The following is a 12,963-nucleotide window of genomic DNA, read 5'->3' as shown; positions in this document are numbered from 1 at the left end:
CCAAGGTTAGTGCGTGCTGTCCCCCGACACCGACCAGGCCGTCCGGTCCGGGCCCGTCCGGGGCGATCGGTAGGGTGCACGACGTGCCGGACCGTACCGAACCCACCCACCCGCCCGCCCCGGACAACCCCGCCGAGACCGCCGCCCGAGAGGCGCCCCGCCGGCCGGTGGCGGGGGTGCTTTTCGACTTCCACGGCACGCTCGCCCAGGTGGAAGAGGCAGGCGCATGGGTAACCGGGGCGGCCGAGTCCTGCGGTGTCACGCTCGACCGGGTCCGGGCGACCGCGCTGGCCGACCGGCTGCTCACCGCCGGGCGGGCGGGCGGCCCGCTGCCAGCCCGGGTCCCGCCCGCGCTGGCCGAGCTGTGGGCGGCCCGGGACCTGTACCCGCACGCCCACCGCGGCGCGTACACCGGCCTCGCGTCGACCGTCGACGCCGGCATCGAAGGACTGGCCGAGGCGCTCTACGAGCGGCTGCTGGTGCCCGCGGGCTGGGTGCCCTACCCGGACACCGCCCCCACCCTGGGCGCGCTGCGCGCCGCCGGGATCCGCGTCGGCGTGGTCAGCAACATCGGCTTCGACATCCGGCCACTCTTCGCCGCCTGGGGGTTCACCGACCTGGTGGACGCGTTCGTCCTGTCGTACGAGGTCGGCCGGTGCAAGCCCGACCCGGGCATCTTCCTGCGTGCCTGCGGAATGCTGGGGGTCGACCCGGAGCACGCGCTCATGGTCGGGGACACCCCCGCCGACGCGGGCGCGGTGGCCGCCGGCTGCGCGGTGCTGGTGCTGCCCGCCGCCGACGCCGGCTGCCCGAACGGCCTCGGCGCGGTGCTCGACCTGACCCGGCCCGGCTGAGCGGTAATCACCCGGAGACGACCTCCCGGGCCAACGCGACCAGGTCGGCGAGTGCCGGATGACCAGGCGGGTGGCGCCAGGCCAGCAGGACGGTCACCGCGGGGGCGTCCGTCAGCGGCAGGTAGACCACCGCCGGACTCGGATGCATGGCGGCGGTCGCCGAGGTGGTGACCCCCACCGCGCGACCAGCGCTGATCGCCGCCAGCCAATCGTCGGTGTTGGCGACGTGCACCACGACGGCGGGGGCGCACCCGGCCGGCCACAGGTCCAGCGTGGTGGTACCGGTCCCGGCGTTCACGGCGATCGGCTGGTCTGCCAGGTCGGCGAGTGCCAGGCTGGCTCGCTGGGCCAGTGGGCTGTCCACCGGCACGGTGGCGAGCCGCGGTTCGGTGCGCAGGCGGTGCGCCCGCACCCCGGGCAGGTCGACCGGTTGCCGCAGGACGGCGACGTCGACCCGGCCCTGGGCCAGCCCGGCGCTACGCTCGTCGATGCGCAGCAGCTCCAGCGGCGTCTCCGGGCGCACCCGACGCCAGCGGCGCAGCAGGCTGACGGTGTGCTCGCCCAGCGCCGACCAGGCGTGCCCGAGCCGGATCGGCCGCCCGCCCGCGTGCTCCGGGTCGAGCACGTCGTCGACCGCGGCCACGGCGGCGGCGGCCCGGTCCCGGTACGCCCGGCCCACGCTGGTGAGTTCCAGGTGGTGGGTGGACCGGTCGACCAGCCGTAGGCCAAGATGCGTCTCGAGTTGGCGCAGCGTTCGGGACACCGCGGGCTGAGTCAGCCGGAGCCGGACCGCCGCGCGGGTGATGCTGCCCTCCTCGGCGATGGCGAGGAGGGCACGCAGGTGGCGTAGTTCCACGGTCATACGTGGAAAGCATAGGCACCGGCGGAACCGGCATTTCCGCCCGCCGACGGCAGCTCCTAGCGTCGAGGGTGTGACCGACACCCGGCTCGACCGACCGACACCCGGTTCTGCACCGACCCGACGGCCCCGCGGCGGCCTCGGCCCGGTGGGCCTCGTGCTCGGCGGGGCGCTGTCGGTGCAGTTCGGGTCGGCGATAGCCGCCCTGCTCTTCCCCCGGTCCGGAGTCGCCGGGGCGGTGACGCTGCGGCTGACCGTGGCCGCCGTGCTGCTGCTGGCGGTCTGCCGGCCCCGGCTCCGTGGGCACGGCCGCAGCGACTGGGCGGCCGTCGGCGCGTTCGGTGTCGCGCTGGCCGGCATGAACTCGCTGTTCTACCAGGCCATCGAGCGCGTTCCGCTGGGACCGGCGGTGACCCTGGAGGTGCTCGGTCCGCTGGCGCTGTCGGTGATCACCACGCACCGCACCGCCAGTTGGTGCTGTGCACTGCTCGCGCTCGCCGGGGTGGCGCTGCTCGGCCGGGGCGGCTTCGACCGGCTGGACCCGGTCGGCACCGGCCTGGCTCTGGCGGCCGGAGTGATGTGGGCGGGCTACATCGTGTTCAGCGCCCGGGTCGGCCGCCGCTTCCCCGGTGCCGATGGGCTCGCCCTGGCGATGGCCGCCGCCGCGTTGCTCACCCTGCCACCGGGTTTGGCCGAGTCCGGCACCGCGCTGCTGGACCCGACTGTGCTGGCGCTGGGCGGTGCGGTCGCCGTCCTCTCCTCGGTGGCCCCCTACACCATGGAACTGCTCGCCCTGCGCCGGCTGCCCACCGCCACCTTCGCGGTCCTGACGAGCCTCGGTCCGGCCATCGCCGCCCTCGCCGGCTGGCTGGTGCTGCGGCAGCGGCTCAGCGCCGGCGAGGTGCTCGCGATCGGGCTGGTGATCGCCGCCAGCGTCGGCGCGGTCCGGATCAACGCAGCAGCCGCACCGCGCCCGGGACGGCGGTGATCGTCACTGGTAGGTCGGCCGCCCGCTCGCCGTCGGCGTACGTGGTGATGCCCGTCGCGGCCAGTTCCACGGTCCGTGCCCGGTAGCTGCGCACCAACGGGTGCCCGACGTGCGTGCCCTGGTAGATGTGCGGCTTCACCCGGATCAGCGTGCACCGGTCGAACCGCCCACCCACCACGACGTCGAGCAGCCCGTCGCCCGGATCGGCGTCCGGGCAGATCCGCATGCCGCCGCCGTAGCTGGGACAGTTTCCAACGGCGACCAGGACGGCGTCCGCCGCGTGCGTCTCCCCGTCCAGGCGCAGGGTGTAGCGGCGGTGCCGCAGCCGGGCCAGCTCCACCAGGATCGCCAGGTCGTAGCGGCGCGGACCACGCGGCCAGTGCATCCGGTTCGCCCGCTCGTTGACGATCGCGTCGAAGCCGGCGGCGAGCACCGCACCGTACCACCGCTGGCTGCCGTCCCCCGCGGTGATCCGCCCCAGGTCGACCGAGTGGGACCGTCCGTCGCGCAGCGCCGCCGCGATCACGTCCGCGGCCGCGAGGGGGTCCGCCGGGAACCCGGTCTCGACCGCGAAGTCGTTGCCGGTTCCCACCGGCACCGGTCCGAACGGCACCGACGTGCCCGCCACCGCCTGCAGGGCAAGGTGCACGGTGCCGTCGCCGCCGACGGCGACCAGGGCCGACGCGCCCTCCGCGACAGCCTCGTGGCAGGCCGCCTGCGCCCGCGCCGCGGTCCGTGCCTCCAGCACCCGCACCGGCCGTCCGCCCGCGGCGAGCCGGTCCACCAGCTGGGGCAGCAATCCTCGCTGGCGTCCCCGGCCTGCGGTCGGATTGGCCAGAACGGCGACCGGGCCGGTGGGCCGTCGATCGTCTGCGGTCACGGCGAGCACCGTACCCGCCGCCCCCTGGGGCGGGTTCCCCAGGCCACGATGCCGCCGGTGCCGGTGCCCAGCACGCCACGCCGATCACGGGCTGCCGTGCCCACCCGGCGCGGATCGATCAGGTCATGTCGTCGTAGCGACGCTCGATCGGGACGGGCTTGGCGATCGGCTCCGGCGACCCGATCGGCTTGACCACGTCGACCGGAGCAGCGGCCTCGACCGGTTCCCGGTCGACCTCCAGCGGCGAGGCCTCGTCGTCGGCGACGCCGGCGTAGACGTCCCGGCCCCGGCCCCGGCGCTTGTCGTTGAGGAAGGCGACGCCGACAGCGATGAAGTACAGCAGCGACAGCGACAGGGCGAGCAGCGTCATCCCGAAGGGTCCAGGATCCGGGGTCGCAACGGCGGCGAAGGCGAAACATATGAAGATCACCGCGCGCCACCAGCTGAGCAGCCGCCGCGCGGTGGCCACCCCGGTGAAGTTCAACATCAGCAGGATCAGGGGAAACTCGAACGCCACCCCGAACAGCAGGATCATGTTCGTGACGAAGGAGATGTACCGCGTCACCTCGAGTTGCGTGGACAGCCCGGTGACACCGGACTCCATGAGGAACGCCAGGCCCTTGTCCACGACCAGGTAGGCGAGGACCGCCCCACCGACGAACAGTGGGAAGGCGATGGAGACGAACACATACGCCCACTTGCGCTCGTGCCGGTGCAGACCGGGCGCGATGAACGCCCAAAGCTGGTAGAGCCAGACCGGGGCCGCGACGATCAGACCGATCCACAAAGCCAGTTTGAGCTTGAGGATGAACCCGTCCGCCGGGGACAGCTGGAGGAACTGCTGGCACTCGCCGAGCGCGTTGGTGGCGCCCGGTAGGTCGCAGTAGGGCTCCTTCAGCAGGTCGAAGGCCGGCTGCGCGAGAACGAAACCAACGATCAGGCCGGCGACGACGGCCAGCGACGCGCGGAACAGCCGGTCGCGTAGCTCACGGATGTGCTCGACCAGCGTCATCGAGCCGTCCACGGCCTGCTGGAACTTGCTGGGGCCGCGCTTGCGCAGGGCGAAGGCCACGGTGGTCGGGACCTTGGTCAGTTGTCGCGGACGCGCTGCACCGGGTCGACGACCGGCTGCTGCGGCGGGGCCTGCTGGGGCGACTGCTGGCCGTACGGCTGCTGCGCGGCCTGCTGGGCCTGCGGCGGCAGCGGCTGGTAGCCGGCCTGCGCGTCGGCCTTCTCGGCCAGGTCACGATCGTCGTCCTGCAGGCTCCGCGTCTCAGCCTTGATGATCCGCAGCGATCGGCCCAGCGACCGGGCCGCGTCGGGGAGCCGCTTCGCGCCGAAGAGCAGGATCAGCACGACCACGAGTACGGCGATGTGCCACGGCTTGAGGGCACCCATGGGAAGCTCCAGTCGCTCTGTGTCGGGCAGGGGTGGTACCGCAGCCCATCGTACGTGCGTCGTGGGTCGTTGCCACCCGCCGGGCGGGAGACAGATCGGCCCGGCCGGTGAAGTCTTGACCAACCGCCGATGTTCCGTCAACCACGGGGTCGTGTCAGCGCCCACGCGGAACGCGGCGTGACCGCGCGGACGTGCGACGAGGATCGATCAGTCGCCACGCTTCGTCTTGATGACGGCGAGCCGCCGCTGGGTGGCGTCCAGCCGTCGCTGCAGCGCCTCGACACGGGCCTGGAGGGTCTCGGCGGCCTCCTGGAGTGCCTCGGCCTCGACGGCCCGCCGCTGGAGCGCCACGGCGGCTCGGCGCAGCTGGGGCAGCCGCACCAGCACCGCACGCCCGGCCAGCCCGAGCAGCCCGAGCGGGACCAGCACCAACGCCACCACGATCCACGTCACCACGGCGGTCAGCCTACTGCGTGGGCGCCGCCACCGTCGGATCGGCCGCAGCCGGGACGCGTGGCGGCAGCGGCGTCGCGTAGGCGTCCAGGGCCGCGGCCGCCGCCGCGTGCACCCGCCCGGCAAGTTCCACCGGTGCGACCACGGTGACGTCGGGCCCGAGCCCCAGCACGAACCGGCGGGCCCAGCCCAGGTCGGTGACGCGCAGCGACACCAGCCACTGGTCGCCGTCGCCCTCCTCGACCCGCTCGCACGGGTAGTACTCGGTGATCCACCGCTCGCCCCGACCGATCCTCAGGGTGAGCAGCGGCAGGTCCGGCGAGGGCCGGAACACCCCGTCGGTGAGGTCGTGCGGGCGGGCCTGCGGCGGTATCCGTGCCGGCTCGTCCAACGGCGTCACCGCGTCGATCCGGTCGGCCCGGAACAGTCGCACCCCCTCGGCGCGGCGGCACCACGCCTCCACGTACGCCCGGCCGCCGACCATCAGCATCCGCAGCGGGTCGACCACCCGCTCGGTCGTCTCATCCCGGGCGGCCGTGTAGTAGGTGATCCGCAGCGCCCGGCCGCTCTCCACGGCCGTCCGCAGCTCCGCCACCCGGCGGGTGTCGGCCGGCAACCGCACCGCGACCGGCGCGCCCATCAGGTCACCCGCCGCATGCTCGATCTTGGCGAGGGCCCGCTCCACGGCCTCCCGGTTGGCCACCCCGGGCGTCTCGGCCAGCATCCGCAGCGCCACCACCAGGGCGAGCGCCTCATCCTGGGTGAGCCGCAGCGGCCGGTCGATTCCCGCGTCGTAGATGATCGTCACCCGGTCGCCGTCGAACGCCATGTCGATCAGATCGCCCGGGCCGTACCCGGGCAGCCCGCACACCCACAGCAGCTCCAGGTCCTCCCGCAGCTGCCGCTCGGTGACACCCAGGTCGGCCGCCGCCTCGGCGATCTCGATACCGGGCCGGGCCAGCAGGTACGGCACGAGGTTGAGCAGCCGGGCCAGCCGGTCGGCGGAGGTGCGGGAGCCGCCGCGGGCGGCCGGCCGGGTCACCGGGCACCCCCGGTGCCGGCCAGGTCCTCGTGGCGGGTGGCGATCTCCTTGAGCCGCTGGATGACCGCCTCCCGCACCTCCGGCGGGTCGAGCACCCGCACGTCCGGGCCGTAGCCGACGAGCTTGCCGGCGAGGGCCTCCGGATCGGAGTAGGGCAAAACCAGCCGGTCACCGTCCAACCCCGCAGCCGTCTCCACCGCCCAGCGGCGCAACCCGGCTGCCCGGCCGGGAGCGGCAAGGACCGTGGCCCGGCCGGTGCGCTCCACCGGGCCGGACCAGCGGGCGACGTGGCTGATCAGATCCACCCCGTGAGGTGGATCGTAGGCGCCCGGCCGGCCGGTCACCCGGACCGCGCCCACCACCCGGGAGAGCCGGAAGCAGCGGGTGGCGGCCCGGTCCAGGTCGTGGCCGACCACATACCACCGGCCCCGCCAGCAGACCACGCCCCACGGCTGAAGGCGGCGACGGGACGGCTCGTCCCGGTCCGGGACCCGGTAGGCGAACGTCACCTCGCAGCGGTCCCGGGCCGCGGCGGTCAGCGGAGCGAACGCCGGGTCGACCGTCACCATCGGCTCCAACCCGAGAGTGGCCTGTGGGTCCACGTCCACGCCGGCGGCCCGCAGCTTCGCCAACCCCGAGGAGGCGGCGGCAGCCAGGCCGGCATGCTGCCACAACCGGGCGGCGATGCCCACCGCGGCGGCCTCATCCGGCTCGAGCGGGATGTCGGGCAGCGCGTACTCCCGCCGGGCGATCCGGTAACCCGGCTCGACGTCGAACACACTGGCCGTCCCGGTCTCCAGCGGGACACCCAGCTCACGCAGCTCAGCCTTGTCCCGTTCGAACTTGCGCTGGAACGCCTCGTGGTCACGCGCGTCGTGCGGATCGTGCTCGTAGCCGGGCACGGTCGCGGCGATCTGCGCGGCGGTCAGGAACCGCCGCGTGGACAGCAGGCAGATCACCAGGTTGACCAGGCGTTCGGTGCGGGTCCGCGACACGGTACGACGCTAGCAGCCGGCCGGCCGAACATGTGTACCCATCGCACCGCGCGTCACGACCGTCACCGGGCCGTGGTCACCGGCGGCCCGGAAACCTCCGCTCACCGTACGCCTGGAGCCACCCGGACGTGCTCGCCGACACCTGCGACCGCTAGCGTCGCCGCATGGTGCGATGGCGGTCGGGAACGGTGACGACGGTGCGGCGGGAGTGGACCGGCGCGGTCGAGTTGGACGTCGCACTAGCGGACGGTACGGTGCTGCGCGCCCTCGCCTACCCCGGCCTCGTGGGCCGGCCCGAGGTCGGTGACCGGGTGCTGCTCAATGCCGGCGCCCTGCTGATGGGCCTCGGCACCGGCGGGTACGCCCTCGTCGTGGCCCTGCCGGACCGGCTACCGCCGGACCCGCCCGCGCCGGCCGACAGCCGTGACGCGGGCCACCTGGTCAAGGCCCGCTACACCCCGTTGCAGCCGATCCTGCTCGGTGTCGACGAGGAGTCCTCCCCACACCGGGCGGCCCTGGCCGGGGCCGACGACCTGGCCGGGCTGCCGGTGGTCACCGCCGACCTGCACTCCGCGCTGCCGGCGATCCTCGCCGGGATCCGCGCGGACGCCCCCGGCGCCCGGGTGGCCTACCTGCTCACCGACGGCGCCGCGCTACCCGCCTGGTTCTCCCGTACCCTCGCCGGGCTGCGCGGCCACCTGGCCGGCACGATCAGCGTCGGACAGGCTTTCGGCGGAGACCTGGAGGCCAGCACGCTCTACAGCGGGCTGCTCGCCGCCCGGCACGTGCTGCACGCGGACCTCGCGGTCGTCGCCCAGGGACCGGGCAACCTCGGCACCGGCACCCGGTGGGGCTTCTCCGGGGTGGCGGTCGGCGAGGCGGTCAACGCGGTCGCCGTGCTGGGCGGGCGGCCGGTCGGGTCGCTGCGTATCTCCGCCGCCGACCCCCGCCCCCGGCACCGCGGCGTGTCCCACCACAGCCTCACCGCGTACGGCCGGATCGCCCTGGCCCGCGCGGAGCTGGCGGTGCCCGAGGGCCTCGACCCGGCGCTCGCCGACGCGGTCGACGCGGCGCTCGCGCCGCTCGCGGCCCGGCACGACGTGGTCCGGGTGCCGGTCGACGGCCTCGACGCCGCCCTGCGGGCCAGCCCGGTGCCGCTGTCGACGATGGGTCGGGGTCTGGCCGCCGACCACGTCTACTTCCTCGCCGCCGCGGCGGCCGGCCGGCACGCCGCCCGCCTGCTCAGCTGACCGGCGACGCCCGCATGGCACCGTCCCGCGCCGGGTAGGCCGATCCGCCGGTCGCGGACCGGATCGACCCGACGCCCCGCACCAGACACGCGCGACCGCGTCGCGCAACGAATCAGGCGAAGATGGCCAAGGCGGCCCAGGCACCCACGATCAGCGCGAGCGCGAGCGCGAGCACCCAGGTGGGCACGGTGTACTCGCCGCGACGGTTGCGCTCGATCTCGTCGCGGATCTTCTGCCGGCGGCGTTCGGCCCAGTTCTGCTTCTCGGAGCCCCGGCCGGTCGGTTCGGTAGGCATCATGGCGCCGCCAGCCTACCCGGGCCCGGAGGGGGGACCGCGCACACCCGCGCCGCCCCTCACATGCTGGCGATCAGCCGCTCCACCCGCTCGTCGTACGCCCGGAACGGATCCTTGCACAACACCGTGCGCTGCGCCTGATCGTTCAGCTTCAGGTGCACCCAGTCCACCGTGAAGTCCCGCCGCTTCTCCTGGGCATGCCGGATGAACTCACCCCGCAGCCGTGCGCGTGTCGTCTGCGGCGGTGTCTCCTTCGCCTCGAAGATCTCCGGGTCGGTCGCCACCCGGTCCACCGTGCCCCGCCGCTCCAGCAGGCCGTACAGACCTCGACCCCGGCGCAGGTCGTGGTACGCGAGGTCCATCTGGGCCACCCGCGGATGCGACAGCGGCAGGTCGTGCTTGCGCTGGTAGCGCTCGATCAGCCGCAGCTTCGTCACCCAGTCGATCTCCCGGGCCACCGGCTCCAGGTCACCGGTCTCCACCGCCCGCAGCACCCGACCCCACAGCTCCACCACCCGCTTCGCCGTCTGGTCGCCGCCGCGCCGCTCCACGAACTCCGTCGCCTTCGCCAGGTACTCCTGCTGGATTTCCAGCGCGCTGACCTCCTTGCCGGAGGCCAGGCGCACCTTCCGCCGGCCCGTGATGTCGTGCGACACCTCGCGGATCGCTCGGATCGGGTTCTCCAGCGTCAGGTCGCGCATCACCACGCCCGCCTCGATCATCCGCAGCACGATGTCCGCCGTACCGACCTTCAGCAGCGTGGTGACCTCGTTCATGTTCGAGTCGCCGACGATCACGTGCAGCCGGCGGTACCGCTCCGCGTCCGCGTGCGGCTCGTCCCGGGTATTGATGATCGGCCGGCTCCGGGTGGTCGCCGACGAGACACCCTCCCAGATGTGCTCCGCCCGCTGCGACAGGCAGTAGACCGCACCACGCGGCGTCTGCAGCACCTTCCCCGCGCCGCAGATCAGCTGCCGGGTGACCAGGAACGGGATCAGCACGTCGGCCAACCGGCCGAACTCGCCGTGCCGAGAGACGAGGTAGTTCTCGTGGCAGCCGTACGAGTTCCCGGCCGAGTCGGTGTTGTTCTTGAACAGGTAGATCTCGCCCGCGATGCCCTCGTCGTGCAGCCGCTTCTCCGCGTCGACCAGCAGCCCCTCGAGGATCCGCTCGCCGGCCCGGTCGTGCGCGACCAAGTCCGCAACCGAGTCACACTCCGGCGTCGCGTACTCCGGATGGGACCCGACGTCCAGGTACAGCCGGGCGCCGTTGCGCAGGAACACGTTGCTCGACCGGCCCCACGAGACCACCCGCCGGAACAGGTACCGTGCGACCTCGTCGGGGGAAAGCCGGCGCTGACCGCGATAGGTGCAGGTGACGCCGTACTCGGTTTCGAGGCCGAAGATTCGCCGCTCCATGATGAGACATTAGCCGCCCGGAGCCCCCGTTGGGCAACGCTCGCCGTGCCCGTTCCCGCGCGGTGCCCGCCCACCTCCGCCGGCTTCGGCCCGGCCACCGGCGGTACGGTGTGAGCCCGCCCCTCAGGTCATCGACGGTCGGCCCGCTGCCGCTGGGCTTCGGACGCGGCCTCGCCGCAACCGTCCCCGTCCCCTGATAGGGGGACAGCAGGGCCCGCGGGCCCACCCGTCGTCAAGGTGGGCCGGCACCGGCTGCCCCGGCGTCGGGTGGGATCCCGATGCCGGGGCGCGGGGCGTGGTCCCGCGGATCGAGTCGCGCCAGTCCCGGCCGGGACTCAGGACTCGGGGTGCTCGGGCTCCTGGCCCTCCAGGTCGGCCGACCCCGCCGACGTGGTCGGCTTGTGCGCCGCCTCCGTCGGTGTCTCCGGCCGCGTCGGCGGCTCCTCGGCCTTTCCGCCGTCCAGCAACGCGGTCAGCGCGGCGCCGGTGATCCGCCGGAAGGTGCGGCCCAACCGGGAGCGATCCAGGATCGCCACCTCCAGTTGGTCCGCGGCGATCGTCCGCGAGGCCCCACCCTCCCCGCCGACGCTGCCCAACGCCTGCACCGCCACCTTCACCGCGTCGGCAAGTGACATGTCCGAGCGGTGGTTCGACTTGAGCGCACCGGCGATCGCCTCGGCCTGGCCACCCATCGCCATCCGGCCCGGCTCGTCCGTGACCGACCCGTCGTAGGTCAGCCGGTACAGCTCGTCGTCGCCGGGCGTGGCTCCGACCTGGGCCACGCAGATCTCCACCTCGAACGGCTTCGACTGCTCGGTGAAAATCGCCCCGAGGGTCTGGGCGAACGCGTTCGCGAGGGCCCGACCGGTCACGTCCCGACGGTCGTAGCTCAGACCGTTCAGGTCCGCCATCCGCACCCCGGCCCGCCGCAGATTCTCGAATTCGTTGTACCGCCCGACGGCGGCGAAGCCGATCCGGTCGTAGATCTCGCTGACCTTGTGCAGGGCGCTGGACAGGTTCTCCGCGACGAAGAGCACCCCGCCGGCGTAACTAACGACCACCGCGCTACGCCCCCGGGCGATGCCCTTGCGGGCCAACTCGGAACGGTCGCGCATGATCTGCTCGGGCGAGGCGTAGAACTGCATGGCCACGGCGGCGGTTCTCCTTACGGCGCTGTGCGGGGACTGCTGTCAGATGGGGCGGCGTCAGCCGCCCGGGGTCTCCATCCGGGCGGCGACGACGCTCTCGGCGATCGCCGCGGCCTCGGCGTCGGTGAGCCGGTGCGTGCCCTCCGCCGTCGCGGTCATCAACACCGGGAAGATCCGCCGGGTAAGGTCCGGGCCGCCGGTCGCGGTGTCTTCGTCGGCGGCGTCGTACAGTGCCTCCACCGCCAGGCGGACGGCGTCGTCGACGGACAGCCCGACCCGGAACCGCTTCTTCAGGGCCGACTTCGCGAACAGCGAGCCCGAGCCGACCGCGTCGTACCCGGTCTCCTCGTACGGGCCGCCGGTCACGTCGAAGCTGAAGATCCGGCCGGCCCGCGCCGGGTCGCTCGCGGCCAGGTCGAACCCGGCGAACAGCGGAACCACGGCCAGGCCCTGCATCGCAGCCCCCAGGTTGCCCCGGATCATCGACGCGAGCCGGTTGGCCTTGCCGTCGAGTGAGAGCATCGCGCCCTCGATCTTCTCGTAGTGCTCCAGCTCCACCTGGAACAGTCGCATCAGCTCGATGCCGATGCCCGCGGTACCGGCCATGCCCACCAGTGAGTACGCGTCAGCCGGGTGCACCTTCTCGATGTCCCGCTGGGCGATGAGGTTGCCCATCGTGGCCCGCCGGTCACCAGCCATCACGACGCCGCCGGCCGTCGAGAGCGCCACGATGGTGGTGGCGTGCGGTGCCAGGTCGGCCGCCATGCCCGGTGGCAGCGGCCGGCGACCGGGCAGCATCTCGGGAGCCGCCTTGCTCAGGAACGTTGTGAAGGAGGACGTCCCCGCGTTGGTGAACACATCGGGAAGACGCCCGGATGGATCAAAACCCGCTGCCACGTGGTTCCTCTCAGGTACGTGATCGCCCTGGCCAATCGCGACACGTCGTCACGGAACCAGCCAAGACCACCGTTGCAGTTGAAGCAGATTATCCCGCGCACCCATCCGGCGCGCTGATCGTGGTCCAGGTGTTGCGGATCTTCCACGCCGTAGCTGGCGCAGACCCCGCCCTGCTCCGCGAGCAGGGCGGCGAACTCCCGCTACCCGGCGCCGCAGCGACGCCGGAGGTGATGCCTATTCCCCACCCTTCTGGACATAGCCCCTCACGAATTCTTCTGCGTTCTCCTCGAGAACGGAGTCGATCTCGTCGAGCAGGTCGTCGACATCCTCGGTGATCTCGGCCTGCCGTTCGGCGACCTCCGGGTTCGCCTCGGTGGCGACGTCTTCGATCTCCTCATCCTGCCGGGAGCGGCCGGACTGCGACTGCCCGCCGGTGTCACGAGTGGCCATGGCTGCCTCCTCCACGATCGTCTGCGACGAACTTAC

16 protein-coding genes are annotated in these 12,963 nt (G+C 73.1%); 3 read left to right on the top strand and 13 right to left on the bottom strand.

What is annotated here, in order from left to right; translation table 11 throughout:
• Nucleotides 1-83: 83 nt before the first annotated feature.
• Complete coding sequence (locus QTQ03_RS04745; protein WP_502889692.1) at nucleotides 84-854, top strand: HAD family hydrolase; 771 nt, start codon at nucleotides 84-86, stop codon at nucleotides 852-854.
• 7 nt (nucleotides 855-861) lie between these two features.
• Here the strand turns inward: QTQ03_RS04745 and QTQ03_RS04740 are convergent, their stop codons facing one another.
• Nucleotides 862-1,716: a LysR family transcriptional regulator gene (locus QTQ03_RS04740; RefSeq protein ID WP_289276902.1), complete on the bottom strand. Its 855-nt coding sequence runs from the start codon at nucleotides 1,714-1,716 to the stop codon at nucleotides 862-864.
• 70 nt (nucleotides 1,717-1,786) lie between these two features.
• On the opposite strand from QTQ03_RS04740, the gene QTQ03_RS04735 reads away from it, so the two are divergent.
• Nucleotides 1,787-2,701, top strand: a complete 915-nt coding sequence (locus QTQ03_RS04735) for an EamA family transporter (RefSeq protein WP_502889691.1) — start codon at nucleotides 1,787-1,789, stop codon at nucleotides 2,699-2,701.
• Here the strand turns inward: QTQ03_RS04735 and QTQ03_RS04730 are convergent.
• From QTQ03_RS04730 to QTQ03_RS04705, 6 genes are all read right to left on the bottom strand, one after another.
• The gene (locus tag QTQ03_RS04730; protein WP_502889690.1) at nucleotides 2,664-3,581 is read right to left on the bottom strand and encodes a diacylglycerol kinase; all 918 of its coding nucleotides are present in this window, start codon (nucleotides 3,579-3,581) and stop codon (nucleotides 2,664-2,666) included. The two genes, QTQ03_RS04735 and QTQ03_RS04730, sit on opposite strands and share 38 nt — an antisense overlap.
• A gap of 118 nt (nucleotides 3,582-3,699) precedes the next feature.
• Nucleotides 3,700-4,653: a twin-arginine translocase subunit TatC gene (gene tatC, locus QTQ03_RS04725; RefSeq protein WP_289276900.1), complete on the bottom strand. Its 954-nt coding sequence runs from the start codon at nucleotides 4,651-4,653 to the stop codon at nucleotides 3,700-3,702.
• A 17-nt stretch (nucleotides 4,654-4,670) separates the two neighbouring features.
• Nucleotides 4,671-4,979, bottom strand: coding sequence for a Sec-independent protein translocase subunit TatA (gene tatA / locus QTQ03_RS04720; protein ID WP_289276899.1), 309 nt, complete (start codon nucleotides 4,977-4,979; stop codon nucleotides 4,671-4,673).
• A gap of 207 nt (nucleotides 4,980-5,186) precedes the next feature.
• Entirely contained in the window at nucleotides 5,187-5,435 is a 249-nt protein-coding gene (locus tag QTQ03_RS04715) for a hypothetical protein (RefSeq protein ID WP_289276898.1), read from the bottom strand.
• 10 nt (nucleotides 5,436-5,445) lie between these two features.
• Nucleotides 5,446-6,474 (bottom strand): helix-turn-helix transcriptional regulator, encoded by a 1,029-nt coding sequence (locus QTQ03_RS04710; RefSeq protein WP_289276897.1) that lies wholly within the window; start codon nucleotides 6,472-6,474, stop codon nucleotides 5,446-5,448.
• Nucleotides 6,471-7,469, bottom strand: coding sequence for a helix-turn-helix transcriptional regulator (locus QTQ03_RS04705; protein ID WP_289276896.1), 999 nt, complete (start codon nucleotides 7,467-7,469; stop codon nucleotides 6,471-6,473). The genes QTQ03_RS04710 and QTQ03_RS04705 overlap by 4 nt, the downstream gene beginning before the upstream one ends.
• Nucleotides 7,470-7,633: 164 nt before the next feature.
• Here QTQ03_RS04705 and QTQ03_RS04700 point away from each other — a divergent pair, with 164 nt between their 5' ends.
• Complete coding sequence (locus QTQ03_RS04700; RefSeq protein WP_289276895.1) at nucleotides 7,634-8,719, top strand: DUF3866 family protein; 1,086 nt, start codon at nucleotides 7,634-7,636, stop codon at nucleotides 8,717-8,719.
• Between the two features lie 112 nt (nucleotides 8,720-8,831).
• Here the strand turns inward: QTQ03_RS04700 and QTQ03_RS04695 are convergent, their stop codons facing one another.
• The 6 genes from QTQ03_RS04695 to QTQ03_RS04670 form a co-directional block, all read right to left on the bottom strand.
• Nucleotides 8,832-9,017: a hypothetical protein gene (locus QTQ03_RS04695; RefSeq protein WP_289276894.1), complete on the bottom strand. Its 186-nt coding sequence runs from the start codon at nucleotides 9,015-9,017 to the stop codon at nucleotides 8,832-8,834.
• A 56-nt stretch (nucleotides 9,018-9,073) separates the two neighbouring features.
• Nucleotides 9,074-10,432: a Pup--protein ligase gene (gene pafA, locus QTQ03_RS04690; RefSeq protein WP_289276893.1), complete on the bottom strand. Its 1,359-nt coding sequence runs from the start codon at nucleotides 10,430-10,432 to the stop codon at nucleotides 9,074-9,076.
• A gap of 335 nt (nucleotides 10,433-10,767) precedes the next feature.
• Nucleotides 10,768-11,583, bottom strand: a complete 816-nt coding sequence (prcA, locus tag QTQ03_RS04685; protein WP_289276892.1) for a proteasome subunit alpha — start codon at nucleotides 11,581-11,583, stop codon at nucleotides 10,768-10,770.
• Between the two features lie 54 nt (nucleotides 11,584-11,637).
• Nucleotides 11,638-12,477, bottom strand: coding sequence for a proteasome subunit beta (gene prcB / locus QTQ03_RS04680; protein WP_289276891.1), 840 nt, complete (start codon nucleotides 12,475-12,477; stop codon nucleotides 11,638-11,640).
• A complete protein-coding gene (locus tag QTQ03_RS04675) occupies nucleotides 12,396-12,623 on the bottom strand; it encodes an endonuclease domain-containing protein (RefSeq protein WP_289276890.1) in 228 nt (75 codons plus the stop codon). Before QTQ03_RS04675 ends, prcB begins: the two co-directional genes overlap by 82 nt.
• An 88-nt stretch (nucleotides 12,624-12,711) precedes the next feature.
• Nucleotides 12,712-12,927 (bottom strand): ubiquitin-like protein Pup, encoded by a 216-nt coding sequence (locus tag QTQ03_RS04670; protein WP_289276889.1) that lies wholly within the window; start codon nucleotides 12,925-12,927, stop codon nucleotides 12,712-12,714.
• Nucleotides 12,928-12,963: the final 36 nt, after the last annotated feature.

It is taken from the genome of Micromonospora sp. WMMA1363 (assembly GCF_030345795.1).
GTDB lineage: Bacteria > Actinomycetota > Actinomycetes > Mycobacteriales > Micromonosporaceae > Micromonospora.
Note: the sequence above shows the minus strand (reverse complement) of the source record. Positions and strands in the feature narration are given on the sequence as shown.

Bases quoted from the DNA above. Each gene is read 5' to 3' on its own strand.
- QTQ03_RS04670 (WP_289276889.1), bottom strand. From the start codon at position 12,927: ATGGCCACTCGTGACACCGGCGGGCAGTCGCAGTCCGGCCGCTCCCGG.
- QTQ03_RS04740 (WP_289276902.1), bottom strand. From the start codon at position 1,716: ATGACCGTGGAACTACGCCACCTGCGTGCCCTCCTCGCCATCGCCGAG.
- QTQ03_RS04700 (WP_289276895.1), top strand. From the start codon at position 7,634: ATGGTGCGATGGCGGTCGGGAACGGTGACGACGGTGCGGCGGGAGTGG.
- QTQ03_RS04695 (WP_289276894.1), bottom strand. From the start codon at position 9,017: ATGATGCCTACCGAACCGACCGGCCGGGGCTCCGAGAAGCAGAACTGG.
- pafA (WP_289276893.1), bottom strand. From the start codon at position 10,432: ATGGAGCGGCGAATCTTCGGCCTCGAAACCGAGTACGGCGTCACCTGC.
- tatA (WP_289276899.1), bottom strand. From the start codon at position 4,979: ATGGGTGCCCTCAAGCCGTGGCACATCGCCGTACTCGTGGTCGTGCTG.